Source organism: Rhizobium sp. 01L419, assembly GCF_056400025.1.
Genome location: NZ_JBFTSM010000004.1, coordinates 307,444 through 328,353, shown reverse-complemented (window position 1 = coordinate 328,353; position 20,910 = coordinate 307,444). Strand labels below are relative to the sequence as shown.

General features: G+C 59.5%; 21 protein-coding genes. 7 read left to right on the top strand and 14 right to left on the bottom strand.

Annotation, left to right across the window (positions count from 1 at the left end; all coding sequences use genetic code 11):
- Positions 1–132: 132 nt before the first annotated feature.
- On the top strand, positions 133–1,098 hold the full coding sequence (gene tal, locus AC1DUP_RS11550; protein ID WP_477832713.1) for a transaldolase: 966 nt from the start codon (positions 133–135) through the stop codon (positions 1,096–1,098).
- A 97-nt stretch (positions 1,099–1,195) separates the two neighbouring features.
- On the top strand, positions 1,196–1,864 hold the full coding sequence (locus AC1DUP_RS11545; RefSeq protein WP_113295959.1) for a DUF1345 domain-containing protein: 669 nt from the start codon (positions 1,196–1,198) through the stop codon (positions 1,862–1,864).
- On the opposite strand, the gene AC1DUP_RS11540 is transcribed toward AC1DUP_RS11545, so the two are convergent.
- Together AC1DUP_RS11540 and AC1DUP_RS11535 are read right to left on the bottom strand one after the other, a co-directional pair.
- Positions 1,861–2,661, bottom strand: a complete 801-nt coding sequence (locus AC1DUP_RS11540) for an anti-sigma factor family protein (RefSeq protein ID WP_477832712.1) — start codon at positions 2,659–2,661, stop codon at positions 1,861–1,863. The two genes, AC1DUP_RS11545 and AC1DUP_RS11540, sit on opposite strands and share 4 nt — an antisense overlap.
- Positions 2,658–3,410 (bottom strand): sigma-70 family RNA polymerase sigma factor, encoded by a 753-nt coding sequence (locus AC1DUP_RS11535; protein ID WP_477832711.1) that lies wholly within the window; start codon positions 3,408–3,410, stop codon positions 2,658–2,660. The genes AC1DUP_RS11540 and AC1DUP_RS11535 overlap by 4 nt, the downstream gene beginning before the upstream one ends.
- A 296-nt stretch (positions 3,411–3,706) precedes the next feature.
- On the opposite strand from AC1DUP_RS11535, the gene AC1DUP_RS11530 reads away from it, so the two are divergent.
- From AC1DUP_RS11530 to AC1DUP_RS11520, 3 genes are read left to right on the top strand one after another with little or no spacing between them, the layout of a single operon-like run.
- On the top strand, positions 3,707–4,681 hold the full coding sequence (locus AC1DUP_RS11530; protein WP_477832710.1) for an MBL fold metallo-hydrolase: 975 nt from the start codon (positions 3,707–3,709) through the stop codon (positions 4,679–4,681).
- Positions 4,682–4,701: 20 nt separating this feature from the next.
- Entirely contained in the window at positions 4,702–5,166 is a 465-nt protein-coding gene (locus AC1DUP_RS11525; protein WP_477832709.1) for a tetratricopeptide repeat protein, read from the top strand.
- A gap of 59 nt (positions 5,167–5,225) precedes the next feature.
- Positions 5,226–5,672 (top strand): DoxX family protein, encoded by a 447-nt coding sequence (locus AC1DUP_RS11520; RefSeq protein ID WP_477832708.1) that lies wholly within the window; start codon positions 5,226–5,228, stop codon positions 5,670–5,672.
- Positions 5,673–5,710: 38 nt separating this feature from the next.
- Here AC1DUP_RS11520 and AC1DUP_RS11515 read toward each other — a convergent pair whose 3' ends face one another.
- The 8 genes from AC1DUP_RS11515 to AC1DUP_RS11480 form a co-directional block, all read right to left on the bottom strand.
- On the bottom strand, positions 5,711–5,884 hold the full coding sequence (locus AC1DUP_RS11515; protein WP_113295964.1) for a DUF1328 domain-containing protein: 174 nt from the start codon (positions 5,882–5,884) through the stop codon (positions 5,711–5,713).
- 203 nt (positions 5,885–6,087) lie between these two features.
- Positions 6,088–7,194 (bottom strand): helix-turn-helix transcriptional regulator, encoded by a 1,107-nt coding sequence (locus AC1DUP_RS11510; RefSeq protein WP_477832707.1) that lies wholly within the window; start codon positions 7,192–7,194, stop codon positions 6,088–6,090.
- A gap of 185 nt (positions 7,195–7,379) precedes the next feature.
- Positions 7,380–8,807 (bottom strand): gamma-aminobutyraldehyde dehydrogenase, encoded by a 1,428-nt coding sequence (locus AC1DUP_RS11505; RefSeq protein WP_115036263.1) that lies wholly within the window; start codon positions 8,805–8,807, stop codon positions 7,380–7,382.
- A gap of 61 nt (positions 8,808–8,868) precedes the next feature.
- The gene (locus tag AC1DUP_RS11500; protein ID WP_113295967.1) at positions 8,869–9,684 is read right to left on the bottom strand and encodes an ABC transporter permease; all 816 of its coding nucleotides are present in this window, start codon (positions 9,682–9,684) and stop codon (positions 8,869–8,871) included.
- Entirely contained in the window at positions 9,674–10,636 is a 963-nt protein-coding gene (locus AC1DUP_RS11495; protein ID WP_113295968.1) for an ABC transporter permease, read from the bottom strand. Before AC1DUP_RS11495 ends, AC1DUP_RS11500 begins: the two co-directional genes overlap by 11 nt.
- Positions 10,633–11,619 carry an ABC transporter ATP-binding protein gene (locus tag AC1DUP_RS11490; RefSeq protein ID WP_477832706.1) on the bottom strand — a complete coding sequence of 329 codons (987 nt, stop codon included), beginning with the start codon at positions 11,617–11,619 and terminating at the stop codon, positions 10,633–10,635. Before AC1DUP_RS11490 ends, AC1DUP_RS11495 begins: the two co-directional genes overlap by 4 nt.
- Before the next feature lie 198 nt (positions 11,620–11,817).
- Positions 11,818–12,978 (bottom strand): ABC transporter substrate-binding protein, encoded by a 1,161-nt coding sequence (locus AC1DUP_RS11485; RefSeq protein ID WP_477832705.1) that lies wholly within the window; start codon positions 12,976–12,978, stop codon positions 11,818–11,820.
- A gap of 120 nt (positions 12,979–13,098) precedes the next feature.
- The gene (locus AC1DUP_RS11480; RefSeq protein ID WP_113295971.1) at positions 13,099–14,007 is read right to left on the bottom strand and encodes a LysR family transcriptional regulator; all 909 of its coding nucleotides are present in this window, start codon (positions 14,005–14,007) and stop codon (positions 13,099–13,101) included.
- A 179-nt stretch (positions 14,008–14,186) separates the two neighbouring features.
- On the opposite strand from AC1DUP_RS11480, the gene AC1DUP_RS11475 reads away from it, so the two are divergent.
- Positions 14,187–14,897: a hypothetical protein gene (locus tag AC1DUP_RS11475; protein ID WP_113310373.1), complete on the top strand. Its 711-nt coding sequence runs from the start codon at positions 14,187–14,189 to the stop codon at positions 14,895–14,897.
- 11 nt (positions 14,898–14,908) lie between these two features.
- Here AC1DUP_RS11475 and AC1DUP_RS11470 read toward each other — a convergent pair whose 3' ends face one another.
- Positions 14,909–15,796: an AraC family transcriptional regulator gene (locus tag AC1DUP_RS11470; protein ID WP_113310411.1), complete on the bottom strand. Its 888-nt coding sequence runs from the start codon at positions 15,794–15,796 to the stop codon at positions 14,909–14,911.
- A gap of 132 nt (positions 15,797–15,928) precedes the next feature.
- On the opposite strand from AC1DUP_RS11470, the gene AC1DUP_RS11465 reads away from it, so the two are divergent.
- Entirely contained in the window at positions 15,929–16,681 is a 753-nt protein-coding gene (locus tag AC1DUP_RS11465; RefSeq protein WP_477832704.1) for an SDR family NAD(P)-dependent oxidoreductase, read from the top strand.
- Between the two features lie 69 nt (positions 16,682–16,750).
- On the opposite strand, the gene lysS is transcribed toward AC1DUP_RS11465, so the two are convergent.
- The 3 genes from lysS to AC1DUP_RS11450 form a co-directional block, all read right to left on the bottom strand.
- Positions 16,751–18,247, bottom strand: coding sequence for a lysine--tRNA ligase (gene lysS / locus AC1DUP_RS11460; protein ID WP_113310371.1), 1,497 nt, complete (start codon positions 18,245–18,247; stop codon positions 16,751–16,753).
- A gap of 22 nt (positions 18,248–18,269) precedes the next feature.
- Positions 18,270–19,724, bottom strand: a complete 1,455-nt coding sequence (gene gltX / locus AC1DUP_RS11455) for a glutamate--tRNA ligase (protein ID WP_477832703.1) — start codon at positions 19,722–19,724, stop codon at positions 18,270–18,272.
- A 349-nt stretch (positions 19,725–20,073) separates the two neighbouring features.
- Positions 20,074–20,823 (bottom strand): TerC family protein, encoded by a 750-nt coding sequence (locus AC1DUP_RS11450; protein WP_113310370.1) that lies wholly within the window; start codon positions 20,821–20,823, stop codon positions 20,074–20,076.
- Positions 20,824–20,910: the final 87 nt, after the last annotated feature.

The following is a 20,910-nucleotide window of genomic DNA, read 5'->3' as shown; positions in this document are numbered from 1 at the left end:
CTCTCATGTTTATGACTCATCCGTGACGGACGAGCGTCTTTTCGCCTGCAAAATGCACCTGATCTTAGATCACCTCTTTGCCGGGCGGAACTCGCGCCGGTTCGCAGCCCAAGTTCAAAAAGGATTTTGACCATGACATCCAAGCTTGACCAACTCCGCGAGATCACAACCGTCGTCGCCGACACCGGCGATATCCAGGCTGTGGCCCGTCTGAAGCCGGTCGATTGCACGACCAATCCGTCCATCGTTCTCAAGGCGCTCGGCACCGACATGTTCGCCGACGACATGAAGGAAGCGATTGCCTGGGGCAAGAAGCTCGGCGGCGATCCCGATGCTGCGGCGGCAGCCGTTGCCGATCGCCTTGCCATCTCCGTAGGTGCTGCACTCGTCAAGCTCGTTCCCGGCCGTGTTTCGACCGAAGTCGACGCCGATCTGTCCTTCGATACCGAAGCTTCGCTGAAGAAGGCACGCAGCATCATCGCGGCCTACAAGGAGCGCGGCATCGAGAAGGATCGCATCCTCATCAAGCTCGCTTCCACCTGGGAAGGCATTCGCGCAGCGGAAGTCCTGCAGAAGGAAGGTATCGACTGCAATCTGACGCTGCTCTTCTCGAAGGCCCAGGCGATTGCTTGCGCCGATGCCGGCGTATTCCTGATCTCGCCATTCGTCGGCCGTATCCTCGACTGGTACAAGAAGTCGACCGGCAAGGATTTCACTGCCGAGGAAGATCCGGGCGTCCTGTCCGTTCGTGAAATCTACAACTATTACAAGGCAAACGGCATCAAGACGGTTGTCATGGGTGCATCCTTCCGCAACACGGGCGAAATCGAAGCGCTGGCCGGTTGCGATCGTCTGACAATTGCTCCGAACCTGCTCGATGAGCTGTCCAACGACCAGGGCAAGCTCGAGCGCAAGCTGTCGCCGGAACCGGTCAAGCCGGCTCCGAAGATCTCGGTCGATGAAAAGACCTTCCGCTGGATGATGAACGAAGATGCCATGGCGACTGAAAAGCTCGCTGAAGGTATCAGGGCATTCGCAAAGGATCTCGGCACGCTGCGCAGCCAGGTCCGCAAGGAACTGCAGCTCGCTGCCGCCTGAGGCCGCCCAAGCCATTGTTTGACGAAAGGCGCGGGTGCCGCTGGCATCCGCGCCTTTTTCATGTTGATATCAAGGGCATAGAGGCGGGAGGATCACGGTGGCTGACGAGGATGACGGAAATTCGCTGATCTCGCTTGGCTACAAGCATGCAAGCTTCATTCTTGCGGTGCTCGGCGGTTTCATCGTCTTTCTGCTGCTGACGTCGCGAGAGGTCAGCGCCAGCAATATCCTGTTCGGCTGGAACGCCTCAGCGATCATTTTCATCGGACTTAGCTGGCGAAAAATGCTGCGGGCCACCGTCGAGAGCATCCGCAAAAGATCCGCGGATCTCGATTTTTCCGACACGTTCCTGCTTTTCCTGTCGATTGCGGCTGCTCTTGCAAGCATTGCCGGGATTGGGATCGAGCTTCATTCGATCAAGGATGCGCCCGCCAATATCGCGCTCTGGCGCGCGGCTGCGGCAATCCTGACCATCATGATCTCCTGGTTTTTCCTGCACACGCTCTTCACGATTCATTATGCCCACTATTTTTATGGCGGACCGGACAAGGGTGACGGGCTAAAATTCCCTGACGGCATAGAGGAGCCCGCCTATTGGGACTTCCTCTATTTCTCCTTCACGATCGGCGTGGCGGCGCAGACGGCCGATGTTGCTGTAACCTCGACGTCAATGCGCAAGCTCACCCTGCTGCATGCGCTTCTGTCCTTCCTGTTCAACACCACCATTCTGGCACTTGCGATCAATGTCGGGGCAAGCCTGCTTTAAAGCCTTGCCGCAGAACGGAAGAAGCTCTCGAACTCGGCGAGATCGCCCGAAGCGACATCCGAGATCGCCCAGAACATCAGTCCGCCATCCGACCATTGCGCCATGTTGTAGCCGTCATGCTCGGTCGTCGTCCGGGCCCCGGAAGCCGCAGGCCAGATGAACAGGTTGATGATATGGCCGTGGCGCCTATAGACGAGGGCGGCGACAGTGCGGCCACCGACATAATCGACGCGCCCGCCGACCAGCGGGAAGCCGTCCTTGGCGAGATCGCTGACAGGCGGCGAAAAGTCGATCTTGCCGTTGAACCAAGGCTTTACCGTATGTTGATCCGAGGTCAGGACGTCGGTCAGATGATCAGCCATCATGGAGCGGACATGACTTGCCATGATCTCATCCTGCAGAAGCAGGGTCTGCGACGGTGCGTTGACGAACAGGAAGCCGCTCGCCGCCAACACCGCCAGAGATGGCACGAAGCTCCAATGCCGGATGAAGTCCAAGGTACGGCGCCAGAGAGGCGGCTGGTGTTGCGTCGGCAGGCCGGAAGTTGTCGCGGCCTGTTCGAAGGACAGCATGGACAGCACTTGCGAACGCAGGGCCTCAGGCGGTTTCCACCGCACGCCATCCTGATCAACGATCTTCCTCACTGCACCGACCCTTTCTATCTCCGCCCGGCAGTTTTCGCAGGTTCCGAGATGATCCTCGAACTGTGCTGCGTGGACGGAATCAAGTTCGCCATCGATAAAAGCGTGCAGCATGATGTGCCATTCGGGGCAACCTTTCGATTGGGTTTCGCTCATCCTGCCGTCTCGCTCTTGTTGCCTGCATCCCAGGTGTCGGCAAATTCGCGCCGGGCTCTCGCAAGGCGCGACATGGCGGTGCCGATCGGCGCGTCGATGATGTCAGCGATCTGCCGGTAGGAGAGATCTTCGAGCTCGCGCAGAACAAGAATCTCCCGCATCGTTTCCGGAAGCCTGCTGATGACGGCGCGCACACGCTGCTGCTCGCTGCGCCGGATCATCGCCGTCTCGGGAGAGTCCTCTTCAGATGCAATCTGATAGCCTTCATCCTCGTCAGGATCGGTGCTGCCGTTATCGTCCAGATGGCGCTCGAAATGTGCCTTGCGGCGATCCTGCTGGCGCCAGACGTGGCAGCAATTCCTGACGATAGCAAAAAGCCAGGAACGCGGATCGCCACCGCGATAGGTCTCGAAATTGCGATAGGCGCGCAGGAATGCTTCCTGGACGATATCCCTGGAGGCTTCGGCGTCACGGCTGAGGAAGCGGGCAAAATTATAGGCCGCATCCAGGTGCGGAACCATCACATGCTGAAAGCGCTGCATGAATTCATGCTGCGCGGCCTTGTCGGCCGTCGAAGCGACCCGTTCGCTGACGGATTTCTCCGAGACCATGAGGTGGAACAGCCGCGCGGCGCCGGCGAAAAGCGTCGCCAGCGCCGATGTTCGAATGCGTGCCCGCGGCACTTGCCTGACGAGCAGCATCCAGTCGTTCGATCCGACGGGATAGGTGATCTGAACGTTTGTCATCATCCTCCCTGCCTCAATAGCAGCCGATTGGGACGTGAGACCCGTGGTCACAATAGTCCCTTGCAGTCTAGACCGCTCGGCGCGCGATTTTATTCCAGATAATGCCGATTTATTTGCAAGCAGCCGGGGCGAAAGACGCATTTCGAGAAAATAATCACACATTTCCAATGGTTTGCCGAAAATCGTATTCGAGCTGGGAATAACAGCGCGCTGTCGGCGATCTAGTTCGTCAGCGAGGGCATTCGAGTAATCGCAGTCTTCGCCGTTCGAAAATGCCATCAACAAGAGGAGGCATATTCATGTTCACCATGTCACGTCGCGCCGTGCTGGGATCGGCTGCTGCTGCGGCTGCATTCGGCCTGTCATCGAAGCTCGAATTCGTAATGCCGGCATTTGCCGCGACACCGCTGGAGCCGACGGTTGGTTTCTACAAGTACAAGGTCGGCGATATCGAGGTGACGGCGATCTATGACGGCATCTGGAAGAAGCCGCATGATCCAACCTTCATCAAGAACGCCTCGATTGAGGACACCAAGGAAGCGCTTTCCAAGGCGGGGCTTACGACCGAATTCATGCCGATCCCGCTGACGGTGGTCGTCCTGAAGGTCGGCAATCGCCTGATCATGATGGATGCCGGTTCCGGTGTCGGTCAGTGGCAGGAGAATGCCACGCACCTGCCGGCGAATATGGCAGCGGCCGGTATCGACTACACGAAGATCGATACGGTCATGATCTCGCATTTCCATCCGGACCATGTCTGGGGGCTGATGGAAAAGGGAACGAACAATCCTGTCTTCCCGAATGCCGAACTCATCGTCAACGCCGTCGAATATAACTGGTGGACGGAGCCCGGCCGTGTCGAGAAGCTTGCAGAGGGGCGCAAGCCGGCCGGCAAGCGCATCGCCGCCGTCTTCCCGAAATGGAAGAATTGGAAGCTGGTGGATGACGGAGCCGAGGTTGCACCGGGCATAAGGTTGCTTTCATCACCAGGCCATACACCCGGCCATTCAACCTACCTCGTCACCTCGGGCAACAAGCAACTGCTCATCTCCGCCGATATCATGTACGTGCCGGCGCTGCTCGCCCCGCATCCCGAATGGCAGGGCAGCTATGACCAGGATGGGCCGACGGCCATCGACACGCGCCGCCGCCTCATCGATCGCGTGATCGCCGACAATATCGCGATCTGCGGCTCGCATTTCCCATTTCCCGGCTCGGGCACCTTCGTCAAGGACGGAAGCGCCTATGCATTCACTCCCACAATCCAGGCCTGAAAGGCTGACAGGAGCTTACAATGATGAAATATGCCATTCTCGGATTTATCTGGTTCTGCGCCATTTCCGCCGGTGTTTCCGCGGTCACCGCATTTCCAGCCTTCGCCGTCGACAACATGGAATCGATTGACGCACCCGACCTCACGTCGGTGCGCGCCAAGATCGACGCCAAGGACTATGCCGGTGCGCTCGCGGAGCTTCGCGATCTTGCCGAAGATAATCAGCAGGCAGATGTTTATAATCTGATGGGTTTCACCCTGCGCAAGACCGGCGATTACCGGATGTCGCTGACCTATTATACCAAGGCGCTGGAGCTTCAGCCCGATCATAAGGCGGCACGTGAATATCTCGGCGAACTCTATGTCGAGACCGGCGACGTGGCCAAGGCCGAGGAGCAGGTATCCGTGCTCAAGCAGCTTTGCCCTGCAGGCTGCGAGGAGCTTAAAGACCTGCAGACAGCGATTGCTGCGAAGGGCAGCAACTGACCGGTCAAGAACGGCAAGAGCAGGCGGCACTACCGCCTGCTTTCTTTCAAGAGGAGAGTATGATGGAAAACGCTGCAGGCTGGTCTCGGCTGGCCGATCTCATTCTTCTTCTGGGCAGGCTTCTGCTATCCCTGATTTTCCTGCATGAGGGATCGTCACTCGCGACAAATATGACCGCAACGCTCGCTACATTTGCTGAGCTCGGCCTGCCTCCAGTGGTGACATTTGGCGTCATCGCCCTGCAGATCGGCGCCGGCCTTTCCATTGCTGCCGGTTTGCTCACCCGGCTCGGCGCGGCGGCGCTGGGGCTGTTCTGCCTTGCGACGGCCTTTCTGTTTCACACCAACTTCGCCAGCCAGAACGAGCTGCTGCATTTCGAGAAGGATCTGGCAATCGCTGGCGGCATGTTCGTCCTGGCGGTCTCCGGCGCGGGATGGCTGTCGATCGACAATCTGGTGAAACGGCAGACGAAGGGGTTGCATCCCTGGCTTAGAGCGGTGCTCTAGCGAACTTGCGGCCGTCGGCACCGCCCTCGGGCCAGCCGCTAGAAGATCGCCTGTCCGGCCATCAAGGCCAGGATAAGGAAAATCAGGAAGACGACGAGGAATATGCCGAAGAGTACGCGGGCGATCGTCGCGGTCGCCGCGGAAATACCGGAGAAGCCGAAAAAGCCGGCGATGATCGAAATTACCAGAAATATCAGAGCCCATTTTAACATGGCTATCTTCCTCTGCGATTGCTGGAAGAAGACGCGCTAAAGCTGATTTTGTTCCAGATCGTTAAAATGGAACGCCGTTCCTTAAAGTCGTACTGCTTTGGCCGGTAACAGCTTTTCGAAGGCGTTTGACTGTTTCAAGGGACGTCATCGATATCGAGGCGGCACAGAACTGCTTGCGCTCTGTGGCCAGGCGTAAAACCGACCTAGATTTTCAGGCTTGAGAGCAGTGAGATGAGCTGGGACTGGCGTTGCGTGCCAGTTTTGGCGAGAACCTTTTTCACGTAGCCGCGCGTCGTCTCATAGGTCAGTCCGGATATTTCGGCGATCTGGCGCGGCGACGAACCTTCCATGAGCAGTCGGGCGACCGTCGTTTCCTGAGGGGTAAGTGCGAATAGCTGTCGCAGCAGATCTCGGCTTGGGCTGGCGCGCTCGGAAAGATCCGTGATGATGGCGACGGCGGCGGAATGCGAGAAGAGCTCGGCCGGCACTCCGTTCAGCCGTTGGGCGCGGATCACCAGCGGCGCCTTTCCCGAACGCGAAAACAGGACGGGTGTGGAAACCACCGGATTGGCGAAAGACTCTTTCGAAAGAACCGCCTGCAGGTGGCGGCGCAGGAGCCCGGTTTCTTCCTGGCTGATAGCAACGAGTTCCCGATCCAGAATACGGATGTTTCCGTCGATCAGTTTCTCCGCCTGCTGGTTCAGTCGGGTGATGCGCCCAGCCCGGTCGAAGAAGATGACCGCGGTGCCGGTCAGCTCGAAGGCCCCGCTCATGCTATCGATCTTGGCGACATCGAGAGCGCGGATGATTTCGGCTGCGGCGGTCAGTCTCGACTGCATTTTTATGAGCAATCGCTCGTCGTCTCGATCGAAAGGCTGGTCTTCAATCCGGCGCTGCAGATTGAGGCTCAGCATCGCATCGCCCGCGGTGAAGCCCACCATGGCGGAATAGCGAAAGCCGAAGCGGGCCAGGAATTCGGTATAGAAGCTGTGGTGCTTGAATTCTTCCTCGCTGGCGATGTCGTGTTCGATAATGACGCCCTTGGTCATCGCAACCGCAAGGCCACGCTCACGAAAATCGCGTTTGTACCATTCTTCGGAAAAATAGACCTGGAAAGCGTCCAGCAAATTCGGCGTGCTCAGGAAGCCGAAGGGGAATTTCCCTCGGACCGGCATGATATGCGTTCCTACCGAACCAGTGGCCTGACTGATCTGCTCCAGAGTGCGCTCCCAGCTCGCAGGCACCAGTGCGGATTCCAGCAATCCGTCCAGGGCTGCTTCGAGGTCGGAGATATCGATGCGCGTCGCCATGAATAAGTAATGCCCAACCGATTTCTTTGATTCGATGAAGAATCACACTTATCGCGGAGCGCCCTATGGAGTGAGCGCGCAATTCCGCGTTTAGAAACAGTATCTGCAGTTGTATTATGACAAAGTGACAAAAGTCACTGACGGCGACAGTGACTTTTGAAAGAGATCAAGACGCTTTTGTTCAACTATCCGTGATTGATCATCACATGGCGGACAGCCGTATAGTCTTCCAGGGCGTAGACAGACATGTCCTTGCCATAGCCTGATTGTTTCAGGCCGCCATGCGGCATTTCGTTGACCAACATGAAATGCGTGTTGATCCAGGTGCAGCCATACTGAAGGCGGGCAGCGGTCTTCATGCCGCGGCCGATATCTTTCGTCCAGACGGAAGAGGCGAGGCCGTAATCGCTATCGTTTGCCCAGGTCACTGCGTCTTCGACGTCGGTAAAGCGGGTGACCGAGACGACAGGGCCGAAGACTTCGCGGCGGACGATCTCATCTTCCTGTGTTGCGCCCGCGACGACCGTGGGCGTGAAGAAGAAGCCCTTGTCGCCCGAAACCTTGCCGCCGGTGGTGATTTCCATGTGCTTGTGTTCGGCAGCGCGGGTGACGAAGCTCTCGACGCGATCACGCTGGCGCTTGGAAATCAGCGGACCGATTTCGTTCTCTGTGTCGTCGGCCTGGTTGAAGCGGATGCTCGAGACGGCGGAGGTCAGATCGGCGACGAAATTGTCGTAGACCTTCGCGTCAGCATAGATGCGGCAGGCGGCCGTACAATCCTGGCCGGCGTTGTAGTAGCCAAAGGTGCGGATGCCGGCGACGACGGCGTCGATATCGGCATCGTCGAAGACGATGACCGGCGCCTTGCCGCCAAGCTCCAGATGGGTGCGCTTGACTGTCTTGGCGGCGGCCTGCAGCACCTTCTTGCCGGTCGCAACGTCCCCGGTGATCGATATCATGTTGATTTTCGGATGGTTGATCAGCGCGTTGCCGACGCTCTCACCGCGTCCAAGGATGACATTAACCACGCCTTGGGGAAGGATATCAGACATCAGCTTTGCCATCTTCAGTGCCGTCAGCGGTGTCTGTTCGGACGGCTTGAAGACGACCGTGTTGCCGCCGGCGATCGCCGGCGCCAGCTTCCAGGCCATCATCATCAGCGGGTAGTTCCACGGTGCGATTGAGCCGACGATGCCGATCGGGTCGCGGCGGATCATCGACGTATGGCCGGGAAGATATTCACCGGCGACCGGTCCATGCAGATTGCGCACCGCACCGGCAAAAAAGCGGTAACAATCGACAATGGCCGGGATTTCGTCATTCAGCACTGCATTGATTGGTTTGCCGCAGTTCAGCGCTTCGAGCGTGGCAAAGCCCTGGGCATCCTTTTCAATGGCATCGGCTATCTTCAGGAGATAAGCGGAGCGCTCGGAGGGTGTCGTCTGCGACCAGGCGACAAAGGCCTTTTCGGCGGCATCCACGGCGGCATCGATCTGGCCGAGCGAGGCTTCGGGAAGGTTCAGCACCGTCTCGCCCGTCTTCGGGTTCAGAACATGCTCTTCCGTTTCCGTGCCGGTCTCGAAGCGCGAACCGATCAGCATTTGCGTGTCCATGGGCGTTCTCCCTTGTGGTTGGTCGAGTGGAATTCGGAGGGGGCTCCGCGTCCACCGCAGGTCATTTGCCAGCGCCGGCGATCTGGTCGCCGTCGCGTGTGAGGTAATAGGCTGCCAGGATCGGCAGGAAGGTGACGAGCACGACGGCCATGGCGACCACATTGGTAACCGGACGCTGGCGCGGACGGATCAGCTCTTCGAGCATCCAGATCGGCAGAGTGGACTGTTGGCCGCCGGTGAAGGTGGTGACGATCACCTCATCGAAGGACAGGGCGAAAGCCAGCATGCCGCCGGCAAGAAGTGCGGTGCCGATATTCGGCAGGATCACATGGCGAAAGGTCTGGAAGCCGTCGGCCCCGAGATCCATCGAGGCTTCGATCAATGAGCCTGAGGTGCGGCGGAACCGGGCGACGGCGTTGTTGTAGACCACGACGACGCAGAAGGTGGCGTGGCCGAGAACGATCGTCCAGACGGAGAAGGGGACGTCGAACAGACTGAAGGCGGAGCGCAGGGCGATGCCGGTGATGATACCGGGAAGCGCAATCGGCAGGATGACGAGCAGCGAGATCGCCTCGCGGCCGAAGAATTTCGTCTGGCTGACGGCAGCCGCACAGAGCGTGCCGAGGATGAGTGCGATCACTGTCGCGACACTGGCCACTTGTACGGAAAGGCCGAGGGCCGACCAGACATCCGGCCGGTTCCAGGCGATGCCGAACCATTGCAGCGTCAGGCCGGGCGGTGGCCACTGATAGCTCTTCTCTTCCGTCGTGAACGCATAGACGAAGATCAGCAGGATCGGCAGATGCAGGAAGAGCAGGCCACCCGCAGCGGCGATCTTCAGGATGAGAGGCGATTTCTGTCCGCGGTCAGAGCGCATCGAAGGCTCCCATGCGTTTGGCGAGCCAGAGATAGATCGCCATGATGACGATCGGCACGACCGAGAAGGCTGCGGCGAGCGGCACGTTGCCGGCCGTTCCCTGCTGCGTATAGACCGCCTGACCGATGAAGAGGCGGGATGAGCCGATGATCTGCGGGATAATGTAGTCGCCCAATGTCAGCGAGAAGGTGAAGATCGAACCGGCGACGATGCCGGGCAGCGCCAGCGGAAAAAGCACGGCGCGGAAAGTCTGCCGCGGCGTGGCGCCGAGATCGGACGATGCCTCGATCAGATTGCCGGGCACGCGTTCGAGGGCTGCCTGCGTCGGCAGGATCATGTAGGGCAGCCAGATATAGACGAAGACGATGAAGGTGCCGAGGTAACTCACTGAGAGCGAATTGCCGCCGACGACAGGCAAAGCGAGGATGCTGTCGAGAAGCCAGGAGAGATAGAGCTTGTCGAAAAGCCAGGTGAGGATGCCTTCCTTGGCGAGGATCAGCTTCCAGGCGTAGATTTTGACGAGGTAGCTCGACCATAGCGGCAGCATGACGCCAAGGTAAAACAGGGCCTTCCATTTTCCCTGCGCATAACGCGCCGCATAGTAGGCAATTGGGAAGGCGATGGCCGCCGAGGCGACCGTCACCAGCGCCGCCATCAGGACGGTTCTGACGATGATATCGAAATTGCCGGGATTCAAGAGCTGGGCATAGGTATCGAGAGTGAACTCGTAATTGACCATGCCCGAGAAGTCGTCGATCGAGAAAAAGCTCTGCAGCAGCAGCGCGATCAGCGAGCCGATATAGATGATGCCGAGCCAGAGCAGCGGCGGTGTCAGCATAAGCAACAAGAGCAGTTTCGGGTGGCGCCAGAAGCTGTCCGAAAGGTGGCCGAAGAAACCGCCGCGCTGCGGCAGGATCGAGGTTTCCGGCCTGGTTATCGCCAGCGCCGTCATGCCGCATCGTCCATATAATGCACGTCGCCCTGCTGCCAGGCGAGGCGGATGGCGGTGCCGTTATCAGGGATATCGCTGCCGGCCGGCAGCATGACATGCAGGCGCGATCCGGTTATGTCGACGGTAAGACGGGTTGCAGCACCCAGGAAGCTGGCATTCTCGACTCTGGCTTCGATGCCGTCAGCCGCGAGGCGGATTGCTTCCGGCCGCAAGCTTGCCCAGCGCTTCTCGCCGCCGAGGGCCGTCATGACATCGGGAGAGATGACATTCGATGAACCGACGAAATCGGCGACGAAGCGGGTCTTCGGGCGGCGGTAGATGTCTTGCGGCGTGCCCTGCTGGACGATGCCGCCATTGTTGAAGACTGCGACCCGGTCGGCCATGGAGAGCGCTTCGCCCTGATCGTGAGTGACAAAGATGAAGGTGATGCCGAGTGCGCGCTGCAAGCTCTTCAGTTCCTCCTGCATCTGCTCGCGCAGCTTCAGGTCCAGCGCGCCGAGCGGCTCGTCCAGCAGCAGCACCCGCGGCTTGTTGACGAGAGCGCGGGCGAGCGCCACACGCTGCCGCTGGCCGCCGGAGAGTTGACCGGGACGGCGGCTGCCATAGCCCGGCAGCTTCACCAATTCCAGCGTCTTTTCGGCTTCTCGGATGCGTTCCGCCTTGCCGACGCCTTTGACCATCAGCCCGTAGGCGACGTTGTCGAGAATATTGAGATGCGGAAAGAGTGCGTAATCCTGAAAGACGGTATTGACGTTGCGGCGATAGGGCGGAACTCCCTCGGCGGTTTCGCCGAAGATCTCGATATGTCCCGATGTGGGCTGTTCAAAGCCTGCAATCAGCCGCAGGCAGGTTGTCTTGCCGGAGCCCGACGGGCCGAGCATGGCGAAGAATTCGCCGGGTGCGATCTCAAGATCGACCCCGTCGACGGCGCGCACCGCGCCGAAATGGCGAGACACCTTTTGGAAACGGACAGCTGACGTCATGGGGGCTCCGGTATTGCATGTTCACGAGAGGGCTGAGGTTTGAAAACCCCGCCCCAAACCCCTCCCCACGAGGGGGAGGGGCTTACCCTGCTACGCCCACACCTAAACCCTTCGGCGTTTCTGCAGGAATGCGGCGGTGCCCCTCTGGCCCATTCCCCTGATGAGAGGGATGGGGGAAGGGAAGGAATGGCTGGGGCCTTACCGCCCGCCAATCACGCCGATATAGTCCGACACCCAACGGTGATAGGGTACGCATTCGCTCTCGCTTGCGCATTTGGCGACCGGCGTCTTCCAGAACTTGATCTTGTCGAAGTGATCATAGCCGTTGGTGTTGCATCCGGCGTCGGTCAGCAGCTCGTTGCCCTTGCAGGCAGCCGGAACCGACGGCACGGCGCCGAACCAGGCGGCGGCATCACCCTGGACCTTGGCCTTCAGCGAATGCTCCATCCACATATAGGCGCAGTTCGGATGTTCGCTGTCGACGTGCAGCATGGTCGTATCGGCCCAGCCGGTCACACCTTCCTCAGGGAAGGTGGAGGCGATCTTCTGCTTGTCGGCCTGCAGCAGGTTGACCTGGAACGGCCAGGAGCCGGAGGCGACGACACCTTCATTCTTGAAGTCGTCGACCTGTATCATCGCGTCATGCCAATAGCGGGAAACGAGCTTGCGCTGGCCGCGGAGCAGGTCGAGTGCAGCCTTGTACTGATCTTCGTTGAGTTCGTAAGGGTCCTTGATGCCGAGATCGGGCTTGTGCGCCATCAGATACATGGCCGCATCGGCGATGTAGATCGGGCCGTCATAGGCCTGGACGCGGCCCTTGTTGGACTTGCCGTCCGGCAGGTTCTGTTCGTCGAAGACGATATTCCAGCTCGTCGGCGCCTTATCCTTGAAGGTGTCGGTATTGTACATCAGCACGTTCGGTCCCCAGAGGTAGGGCACGCCGTAATGGACGTTGTTTACCGTATTCCAGGGCGCGTTCTGAAGGCGCTCGTCGACTGTCTTGAAGCTCGGGATGAGATCGGTGTTGATGGGCTGGACGCGTTTTCCCGCGACGAGACGCAGTGATGCGTCGCCCGATGCCGTGACGAGGTCGAAACCGCCTTCGTTCATTAGCGCCACCATTTCATCCGAGGTGGCGGCGGTCTTTACGGAAACCTTGCAGCCTGTTTCCTTCTCGAAGTCGGTGACCCAGTCGTAATTCTTGTCGGTCTCGCCGCGCTCGATATAGCCGGCCCAGGCGACGATGCTGACCGCGCCTTCTCCCTTGCCCAATTCCTTCAGCGGTTCGGCAGCGACAACCTGTGTTGCAAAGCTCAGGCTCGCGAGCGCAGCAGTGCACGATTTCAGAAGATGCTTCATCGTCTGTCTCCCGGTTCGGTGCCGCTTTTGCGGCGTTCTGTTCCCGGAGGAAAAGGTGACGCGGAAAGACCGGTTTCGCAAATTCATTTATCAGAAAGCCGATATCGGAAATTCCGATATCTAACGAGATCTTCCCGACCGCATGTTCTCCGCGATGGCGACAAAATCGCGGGCCGCTTGCGGCAGGCTGGAGCCCTTGCGCCAGACCATGCCGACCTGAACGACGGGAAGGGAGCCGGAAACATCGCGGCTCTCGATGCGGTCTCCTTCCAGCGACCATGGGCGATAGACGAGATCGGGGAGCAGCGCCACCCCCGCACCCGTTGCGACCAGGCTGCGTACGGCTTCCACCGAGCGGGTCCGGAAGGCGACGTGGGGGCGGGCGCCGAGCGCTGTCAGCAGCTTGCCGGTATTCTCCTCGATTTCGTCCACCGTCAACATGATCAGCGGCTCGCGGGCGATGTCGGCAACGGAGATGATATCGGCCGAAACCAGCGGATGACCCATCGGCAGCCAGAGGCGATAGGGTGAGGTTTCCAGGATTTCGGCTTGGAGAGCCATGCGATCACGCAGATTTGAAATCACCATGACGGCGACATCCAGTTCGCCACCGACCAGCAGATGTTCAACGTAACTGCCATTGTCTTCGATGGCGCTGACCTCCACACCCGGGCAGGCGCGGCGATAGCGGGCCAGCAGGTCCGAGAGCACATAACCCGCGACGAGGGAGGTGACGCCGAGGTTGAGCGTGCCGGTGGGGACGTTCTGCTGGCCGGAAAAGCTGGTGCGGGCATCCGAGACGGTCGCCAGGATTTTCGTGGCATGCCGCAGGAACTGGTGGCCATTATGGGTGATCGAGAGCCCGCGCGGGTGACGCTCGAACAGTACGACGCCAAGATCGTTTTCCAGTTCCTTTAGCGCCTCGGTGATCGAGGATTGGGAGATGGAAAGGTTCTGCGCGGCGCGGGTGACCGAGCCCTGTTCGGCGACGGCGACGAAATATTGAATCTGGCGAAGCGTGAAGGCCATGTCATTTTAGAGCATGTGCTTGATCGATCTGGCAAGCTTGGGATTGGTTGGACCTTTTTTGGTATTTATTCAATTCGAGACAAAGTCGGACGGTCCACTTAAAGATTCGGAAACGTCATTTCCCTAGCTTCACAGTCACTTGTATTGCGTTGGAGTTTTCAGATGGCGGAGCAGTTGGCGTGAAGGCCTTACTGCGCATATTCCGGCCTTCCCGGAAATTGGCTTTGATCATCGGTGGCAGCGCCCTGTTAGCGGGCGTTTCCGGCGGTGCTGCGATCTATGTCGGTAAAGACAGGCTGCTCGGTGACGAGGAATCGGCCGATGGCGTAGCCTGCACCGACGTCAATCTAGTGACGATCAAGAAGCAGGATCACGTCTGGGTCCGCAAATATATCAAGACCGAACCTGTTGACGGCATGACGCGCATCAAGACGGCGTTGCGAGTCGCCCAGGCCGTCTATGAAGCCCAGAAGCCCGACCTCGTGCAGGTCGTCGTCCTCGACGAGAATGGTCCCACCCTGCGCTCGGATATTCGCGGCCGGGCGATCGGCGCCGACGTCGTCTATATCGCGCATCCAGACAAGATGGTCGATGGGCTTGATGACAAGCCCTATTCGGCCCGTTATTACGACGGCGAGGCAAGCGAGCAGGGCCTCTTCTATGGCGAGCGCATCGACCTGCCGGACGACCAGATCGCAGCACTGAACGCGAGTCTCAAGGATCCCGCCGATTGCATCGATCCGGTTGCGGTTGCCTCGACCAAGAAAGAGAGCAAGGCTGCAGCACAGGAGGCCAAGGAACCGTCCGCTGAAGAGCAGGCTGCCAAGGATGCTGCTACTCCCTCAGAAGCTGCTCCTGCAGAGGAAGCGCCTGCCAAAAGCGGGCACTAGGCCCGAAACGGTCAGGCCGCCGGCCTGATGCTTTCCCTTATCAAGGATACATCGCGTCCCGGCGGCTGGCCGAAGAAACGCGCATACTCCCGGGTGAATTGCGAAGCGCTTTCGTAGCCTACGGTATAGGCGACCGAGGAAGCATTTCCAGATTGAGCAATCAGAAGCTGGCGGGCCTGCAGCAGACGGATGCGCTTCTGGAATTGGATCGGGCTCATCGCCGTCACGGCCTTGAAATGGCGATGAAAGGCCGAGACGCTCATGGAGGCGAGGGTGGCGAGTTTTTCGACCTCGACCGCTTCGGCGTAATGTTCGCGAACCCAGCGGATGGCGAGCCTTATCCGCGACAGCGCGCTGTCAGGCGCCGCAATATCGCGCAGCATCCAGCCCTGCGGTCCCTGCAGCACACGGTAGAGGATCTCACGCTCATAGGCAGGGGCAAGCGCCGGGATATCCTGCGGGCGCTCCATGAGCTGCAGCATTCGCAGCCATGCATTCAGGAGTTCCGGCGTCATGCGGCAGACGGAATAGCCGCTCTGTCCGTCTAGATAGGATTGCGGTGAAAGATCCATGAGAAGGGCTGCGACCCGTGCCGGATCGAGCGACAAGCTGACGCCGATATAGGGCCGGTCGGGGGCCGTCTGCCGCACTACGCCGGTCGCCGGTATGTCGACCGAGATCACGAAATAGCTGGCTGGATCATAATAATAGTCGCGCCCGGCGATTGTCAGCGTCTTGCTGCCATCGAGGATCAGGTTGACCATCGGCTCATAGACGGCGCCGAGCTTGTGTTGGGGTATCTCTCCCTTGACCATCAGGATACCAGGTATGCCGGTTTCCGTCGGGCGGTTTTCGGCATGGGCCGTCAAGCGGCGCATCTCGTCGAGTATTGTGTGCATGACCAAATCCTGAACCAGGAAGTGAACGCGCACAAGGCAAAAGCAGGAATAGGCAAGAACGAGGCAGTTTCCGGCGGAGAGCCGATCGGCCGTTTACCATAGCTTTCGGCCGTCGAAGCAAAGGAGACAGAGATGAAAATCGCAATCATCACCGGTGGCAGCCGCGGCATTGGCCGGTCGGCGGCGCAGGAATGCGCAAGGCGCGGCATGGGCGTCATCCTCACCTACAACAGCCACAAGCCCGGTGCAGACGAGGTCGTTGCCGAGATCAGGGAGGCAGGCGGCCGAGCCGTGGCGCTTGCCCTCGATGTCGGCGATGCCGACAGCTTCCAGGTCTTCACGGAAGAGGTCAAAAGGCTGCTTTCCACTTATTGGGGTCGCAGCGATTTCGACTGCCTTGTCAACAATGCCGGGTTCGGCATGTTCAACCTGATGGAGACGGTGACGACGGAGCAGTTCGACGCTCTCATGAACGTCCATCTGAAGGGACCGTTCTTCCTGACACAGGCGCTCTTGCCGCTGATGGCGGATGGCGGCGTGATCCTGAACGTGACGAGTGCTTCCGTTCGCGTCGCAACGGCCGGTGTTGCGCCTTATGCAGCCCTCAAGTCCGGACTTGAGACGCTGACCCGCTACCAGGCGAAGGAATTCGGCGACCGCAGAATCCGCGCCAACGCCATCTCGCCCGGCCCTATCCGTACCAATCTCGCTGATGCTGCGCTGGACAAGAACCCGGAATTTGCCGCATTGCTCGCTTCACAGACGGCACTTGGCCGTATCGGGGAAGCCGACGACGTTGGCCGGGTCATAGCCGTGCTCGCCTCCGACGATGGCGCGTGGATCAATGCGCAGACGATTGAAGTCGCTGGCGGCTACATGATCTGAGGGAAAGATCTCAAAAGAAAACGGAGTGTCCTTTCGGGCGCTCCGTTTTTAATTGAAAGAATGCGTCTCTCAGTCGGCCTTGTTACGGCGAGCCGGGAAGAGAATGACGTCGCGGATCGATGGTGCGTTGGTCAGCAGCATGATCAGGCGGTCGACGCCGATGCCGAGACCGCCTGCGGGCGGCATGCCCTGGTCGATCGCATCGAGGAATTCCTCATCCAGCTGCTTTTCCTTCTCGCCGCGGGCATGGGCCTGCTCGAGCTGTTCGACCATGCGGCGGCGCTGCTCTTCCGGATCGTTGAGTTCGGAGAAGGCATTGCCGAGTTCCCAGGCGTTGCAATAGGTCTCGAAACGTTCGACGAGGCGCGGCTCGCCCGGCACTTCCTTGGCGAAGGGTGAGATGTCCTTCGGGAAATGCGTGACGTGCGAGGGCTGGATCAGCGTCTGCTCGACCTTCTCTTCGAAGATGAAGGCGAGGCACTCGCCCCAGGTCCAGTCCTTCTCGACTTCGAAGCCAGCAGCCTTGGCAGCCGTGCGGGCTTCCTCGTCGGTCTTCATTGCGAGGAAGTCGATACCGGTGACTTCCTTGACGGCGTCCGGCATCGGAACGCGCTTGAACGGACCCTTGAAGGACATGGTCTTGTCGCCGAAGGGGAATTCCGTCGTGCCGTGGATGGAGAGCGCCAGGCTCTCGAACAGCCGCTCGACGAGGTCCATGATGTCCTCGTAGTCGGCATAAGCCCAGTAGCACTCCATCATGGTGAATTCCGGATTGTGCCGGGTGGAGACGCCTTCGTTGCGGAAGTTGCGGTTGATCTCGAAGACCTTGTCGGTGAGGCCCGAAACCAGCGTGCGCTTCAGGAACAGTTCCGGCGCGATGCGCAGGTACATGTCGAGCTTCAGCGTGTTGTGATGCGTCTTGAACGGCTCGGCGGTGGCACCACCGTAGACCGAATGCAGCATCGGCGTCTCGACTTCCATGAAGCCGTCATCTTCCATGAAGCGACGGATGCCGGAGAGGATCTTCGAGCGCTGCTGGAAGCGCAGCTTCGATTCCTCGTTGGTCATGATATCGAGGTGGCGCTTGCGATAGCGTAGCTCGATGTCGGAGAGGCCGTGCCACTTTTCGGGCATCGGCAGCAGCGACTTGGTGAGCATCTCTATCTTCTGGGCGTTGATCGTCAGTTCACCGCGCTTGGTGCGACGTACGACGCCGGTGACCCCGATAATATCGCCGATATCGATCATCGGCAGGAGCGCACGGGCTTCTTCCGGGGTCGTGTCCTTGTGGCTGAAAATCTGGATCTTGCCGCCGGCGTCATGGATATCCATGAACATGCCGGAGTTGCGCGACGAGTAGACGCGGCCGGCGACGGTCACGACATCCTGTGTCTCGACATCAGGTTCCAGGCCTTCGTATTTCGCAGCCAGTTCGGCATTGGTCAGCGTGCGGTGGAAATGCGCCGGATAGACGTCGCCGATCTGCTCGCGCAGCAGCTTCAGCTTCTGGGCGCGTACCTCCGTTGCGTCGGAAGATAGGGTGTTTTCGGTCTTGTTGTCAGCCATTGTCGAAATCCTCTGACTGTTCTTACTTCGAGCCGACGAGGGCGGCGACTGCCTGCGAGGCGAGCTTCAGGCGCTGGCGCACGACCGAGCGGCCGAGGATCGCCATGGAATCGAAAAGCGGCAGCGAGCGCGACGAGCCGGAGACGGCGACGAAGAGCGGCGCGACGATGACCTTCAGCTTCTTGCCCATGCGGTCGGCGATGGCGCGCAGTTCGGCCTCGATCGTCTCGACGTTCCATTCCAGGATCTTTTCGAGATCCGGCTGGACGGTGTTGAGGATCTCAAGGATCTCTTCCGGCGGCGATTTGATCTTGGCGAAGTCGGAGGGCTGCAGGCCGAGATCGGACTTCAGCAGGAAGCCCGCGAGATCGGGCAGTTCGCCGAGCTTGGAAATGCGAGTCTGCGACAGGCGCAAGCCAGCCATCAGGCGATCGTTTTCCATCGCCCATGTCAGTACGCGATCGCGGAAGTCTTCTTCCGACAGCTTCTCGCGGATCCAGCGGCCGTTCAGCCAGTCGAGCTTCTGGATGTCGAAGATCGCACCGGCCTTGGACAGGTTTTCCGGGTCGAACTTTTCCGACAGCTCATCCATCGTCAGCAGCTCTTCGCCTTCGGAAATCTGGATGAAGAACAGGCCGAGGAAGTTCATCAGCGCTTCGGGGATATAGCCGAGCGCGGAGTAATAGGAGATCGAGGTCGGGTTCTTGCGCTTCGACAGCTTCGACTTGTCGGCATTGCGCATCAGCGACAGATGCATGAAGACCGGCTGGTCCCAGCCGAAATAGCGGTACAGCAGAATGTGCTTCGGCACGGAGGCGAGCCATTCCTCGCCGCGTGCGACATGGGTGATCTTCATCAGATGGTCGTCGATGACGTTGGCCATATGATAGGTCGGCATGCCATCGGCCTTGATGAGGACCTGCATGTCGACGGAATCCCAGGGTATCGACACATCGCCATAGACGCCGTCGGTAAAGTCGCACGAGCCTTCGGTCGGGATCTTCATGCGGATGACGGTGGTTTCGCCGTCGGCCATGCGCGAAGTGACTTCTTCGGCCTTCAACGTCAGGCAGAGGCCGTCATATTTCGGCGGCTTGCCGGCGGCACGCTGGCCTTCGCGCATCTGCTCCAGCCGCTCGGGCGTGCAGAAACAGCGGAAGGCATGGCCCTTGTCCAGCAGCTCCTGGGCATAGGGCTGATACATGTCCTTGCGGTCGGACTGGCGATAGGGGCCGTAGGGGCCGCCGATGTCAGGGCCTTCCTTCCATTCCAGCCCACACCATCTCAGCGCATCCAGCACTTTGGTCTCGAATTCCGGGGTCGAGCGCGTCGCATCGGTATCCTCGATGCGCAGAATGAACTCGCCGCCGTGCTTCTTGGCAAAGAGATAGTTGAAGAGAGCGATGTAAGCGGTGCCGACATGCGGCTCGCCGGTCGGCGAGGGAGCGATGCGGACGCGGACGCCGGAAGCTGTCATTTTTATGTGCCCGTCAATGAATGCCGAGCGGCTTTTCAATGAAAGCGACGTCCGGCCTGGAAAATGCAGATATCTTTCGGAAACCGGCTGGAGAAGGGCGTCTGCCCACACAATCCACCGATTATCCTGATGGTTGCGCTTAGGCCATATTCAAAAGGGCGCGTCAAGAAAAACCGCTTTTGGCGGGCGTGTTCCGGCCTCTCCGGGCGGCCGCTTCGGGCATCTGTTCTTTGAGGTGAAGCCCGGCGACGACATGAAGCAGGGTTTCATCAAACCTCCGGCTCTCGGAAGAACCCCGCCTTACCCGGTAAGGCGGGGATAATAGTTGGGTCTGAGATAGATAGCGGTCTTAGTGGCCGCCTTCGCGCTTTCGCCGGCGTGCGTTCCTTGCGAACATATTCAGCACCTCGACGAGGGCCGAGAAGGCCATGGCGGCGTAGACGTAGCCCTTCGGCACATGGAAGCCCATGCCATCGGCGATCAGCGTCGTGCCGATCATCAGCAGGAAGGCGAGTGCCAGCATGACGATCGTCGGGTTGCGCTCGATGAAATTGGCGAGCGGCGTTGCGGCAACCAGCATGACCGTTACGGCCGCGACGACGGCGACCACCATGATCGGCAGGTGCGGGGTCATGCCGACGGCGGTGATGATGCTGTCCACCGAGAAGACGAGGTCCAGAAGCAGGATCTGGCCAATCGCCGAGGCGAAGCTCGTGCCTGTCGCGCCTGCGATGAAATTCTCCTGCTGATCCTCCGGATCGACATTGTGGTGGATTTCCTTGGTGGCCTTCCAGACGAGGAAGAGACCGCCGGCGATGAGAATGAGATCTTTCCAAGAGAAGCCATGGCCGAAAAGCTCGAAGAGCGGCTCGGTGAGCTGGACGATCCAGGCAATGGTACCAAGCAGGGCAAGACGCATGATGAGCGCAAGAGCGATACCGGTCTTACGGGCCCTTTCCCGATGCTCAGGCGGCAGCTTGTTGGTGAGGATGGAGATGAAGATGAGGTTGTCGATCCCGAGAACCACTTCCATCACCACGAGCGTGACAAGCGCCACCCAGGCAGCCGGGTCCTGAATGAGCGTCATGATATCCTGCATCGGCGTATTTCCCCCTTGCGTCACATACGGACGCGGACAATGTATCGTCGCGGCCCTGCCGGGCAAGCGCCGCAAGGGGGTATACGA

Coding starts and splice junctions, on each gene's coding strand:
- tal (WP_477832713.1), top strand. CDS start 133: ATGACATCCAAGCTTGACCAACTCCGCGAGATCACAACCGTCGTCGCC.
- AC1DUP_RS11540 (WP_477832712.1), bottom strand. CDS start 2,661: ATGAGCGAAACCCAATCGAAAGGTTGCCCCGAATGGCACATCATGCTG.
- AC1DUP_RS11535 (WP_477832711.1), bottom strand. CDS start 3,410: ATGATGACAAACGTTCAGATCACCTATCCCGTCGGATCGAACGACTGG.
- AC1DUP_RS11530 (WP_477832710.1), top strand. CDS start 3,707: ATGTTCACCATGTCACGTCGCGCCGTGCTGGGATCGGCTGCTGCTGCG.
- AC1DUP_RS11525 (WP_477832709.1), top strand. CDS start 4,702: ATGATGAAATATGCCATTCTCGGATTTATCTGGTTCTGCGCCATTTCC.
- AC1DUP_RS11520 (WP_477832708.1), top strand. CDS start 5,226: ATGATGGAAAACGCTGCAGGCTGGTCTCGGCTGGCCGATCTCATTCTT.
- AC1DUP_RS11515 (WP_113295964.1), bottom strand. CDS start 5,884: ATGTTAAAATGGGCTCTGATATTTCTGGTAATTTCGATCATCGCCGGC.
- AC1DUP_RS11510 (WP_477832707.1), bottom strand. CDS start 7,194: ATGGCGACGCGCATCGATATCTCCGACCTCGAAGCAGCCCTGGACGGA.
- AC1DUP_RS11505 (WP_115036263.1), bottom strand. CDS start 8,807: ATGGACACGCAAATGCTGATCGGTTCGCGCTTCGAGACCGGCACGGAA.
- AC1DUP_RS11500 (WP_113295967.1), bottom strand. CDS start 9,684: ATGCGCTCTGACCGCGGACAGAAATCGCCTCTCATCCTGAAGATCGCC.
- AC1DUP_RS11495 (WP_113295968.1), bottom strand. CDS start 10,636: ATGACGGCGCTGGCGATAACCAGGCCGGAAACCTCGATCCTGCCGCAG.
- AC1DUP_RS11490 (WP_477832706.1), bottom strand. CDS start 11,619: ATGACGTCAGCTGTCCGTTTCCAAAAGGTGTCTCGCCATTTCGGCGCG.
- AC1DUP_RS11485 (WP_477832705.1), bottom strand. CDS start 12,978: ATGAAGCATCTTCTGAAATCGTGCACTGCTGCGCTCGCGAGCCTGAGC.
- AC1DUP_RS11480 (WP_113295971.1), bottom strand. CDS start 14,007: ATGGCCTTCACGCTTCGCCAGATTCAATATTTCGTCGCCGTCGCCGAA.
- AC1DUP_RS11470 (WP_113310411.1), bottom strand. CDS start 15,796: ATGCACACAATACTCGACGAGATGCGCCGCTTGACGGCCCATGCCGAA.
- AC1DUP_RS11465 (WP_477832704.1), top strand. CDS start 15,929: ATGAAAATCGCAATCATCACCGGTGGCAGCCGCGGCATTGGCCGGTCG.
- lysS (WP_113310371.1), bottom strand. CDS start 18,247: ATGGCTGACAACAAGACCGAAAACACCCTATCTTCCGACGCAACGGAG.
- gltX (WP_477832703.1), bottom strand. CDS start 19,724: ATGACAGCTTCCGGCGTCCGCGTCCGCATCGCTCCCTCGCCGACCGGC.
- AC1DUP_RS11450 (WP_113310370.1), bottom strand. CDS start 20,823: ATGCAGGATATCATGACGCTCATTCAGGACCCGGCTGCCTGGGTGGCG.